Source organism: Methanobacterium formicicum (genome assembly GCF_029848115.1).
Lineage (GTDB): Archaea > Methanobacteriota > Methanobacteria > Methanobacteriales > Methanobacteriaceae > Methanobacterium > Methanobacterium formicicum.
Genome location: NZ_JARVXG010000011.1, coordinates 1 through 1630, shown reverse-complemented (window position 1 = coordinate 1630; position 1630 = coordinate 1). Strand labels below are relative to the sequence as shown.

Below are 1630 nucleotides of genomic sequence, written 5' to 3'. Positions count from 1 at the left end.
TCAGAAACATGAAAAAACTAAGACCCTATATTGGATTAATTTTTATATACTTTAGGTTGAAAAAAATAATCATCACTTTATAAATAATATGAAAACCTAACAATGGTTAAAATATGGTTAAAAAAGTTTATCTGGCCGTTATTTTATCGGTGGCATTTATAATTTCCTTATCATCATGGTTTATGCTTCAAAGTCACAGTGAAGTTCAAAAACCAGCTCCAGATAGTTCAAATATAACCATATTTCTAACTGGCGATGTTATGTTTTATTTTGCAGTTGATTCACTCCTGGATGAGGGTGTAGATGTTTTTGGTGATTTTAATACCCCTTTTAAGGCATCGGATCTGGTGGTTATAAATCTGGAAGCTCCCTTCACCAACTCAAATGAGAACTTAAAAACAGTTATTCCAGTAAAAGCAGACCCTGAACATGCATCATTGCTTAAAAGTGATAATGTTAAAGTGGCTTGCCTGGCCAACAACCATATTATGGACTATGGTGAAACTGGACTTAATGATACTCTAAAAACCCTGAAAAACTATAATATCACCACAGTGGGTGCCGGTGAAAATCTCCAGGAAGCAAACCAACCCGCCTATTTCCTGGTTGACGATCATAAAATAGCCATCTTAAATTACTTCGATACAACCACCTTCCAGGAATTTTCCCAGTCAGAATTACCAGCTGCCACCAGTAACAGTTCAGGATTCGCACCGGCAGATTGGAATATTATGAAAGAAAATCTGGATGAAGCAAAAAAGCAGGCGGACATTGTTATCGTGATTTTACACTATGGAAATGAATACTCAACATCCCCCAATGAATATCAGCAGAATATATCCCGAAAATGCATAGATGATGGTGCGGATATGGTTGTAGGAAGTCATCCCCATGTAATTCAGAAAGTGGAAAGCTATCAGGGTAAGGTGATCTTCTACAGTTTAGGGAACTTTGTTTTCGATCAGACCAATCCCTCCCCTAAAGAGTCCATGGCTGTCCAATTTCAGGACTTAAATGGAAACCTGAGTGCAATTATCTATCCCTTCCGTCTCACAAATTCATGCCCTCTTTTTATGGATACTGAAAGTTCAGAATCTTTTTTAAAATCTTTAAGAGCACAATCCGATGCAGATATAAAGATTGAAAATGGTAAAGGTATTATAGCCATTGAAAAATGATAAAGATCACTGAGTAAAAAAAGTGTAATTAATTATTTCCTGTGAAAATCGAGTGCATTTAAAGCAAATCTGGAGTAAGCTGCAGCAGGACCCCCTCCCATCTCTATAGCCACGTCAATGGTTTCGTATATCTCTTCATCTGTTGCCCCAGCCAGGTGGGCCTGCTGAACATGCCACTCAATACACGGTTCACATTTGGTTACAATGGATATGGCCAGAGCCATCAGTTCTTTATGTTTTTTAGAGAGGTTACCCTCACTAAATGCTTTTTTTCCAGTTCCAGGAAAGTATTATAAGTTGTACAGTTTTTTGAAAACCTGGAATTGAGATTTTTACGATCATTGATACTCTGAGTGATTTTATCTTCCACAAATTCTGCCATTTCTTATTCTCCTTCTTCTTATTAATCCCCATTAAATAAATAAAAATATTTAGGGTCTTAGTTTTTTCAT

2 protein-coding genes and 1 pseudogene are annotated in these 1630 nt (G+C 36.6%); 1 reads left to right on the top strand and 2 read right to left on the bottom strand.

Features of this window, described 5'->3' with window-relative positions; genetic code table 11:
* Positions 1 to 113: 113 nt before the first annotated feature.
* On the top strand, positions 114 to 1178 hold the full coding sequence (locus tag QC759_RS00370; protein WP_048073092.1) for a CapA family protein: 1065 nt from the start codon (positions 114 to 116) through the stop codon (positions 1176 to 1178).
* Positions 1179 to 1210: 32 nt separating this feature from the next.
* Here the strand turns inward: QC759_RS00370 and QC759_RS00365 are convergent.
* Positions 1211 to 1420: pseudogene (locus QC759_RS00365) on the bottom strand (carboxymuconolactone decarboxylase family protein); the annotation flags it as partial.
* Positions 1421 to 1436: 16 nt separating this feature from the next.
* Positions 1437 to 1630 (bottom strand): hypothetical protein (locus QC759_RS00360; RefSeq protein ID WP_279844587.1); only part of this gene is annotated, 194 nt, incomplete at its 5' end.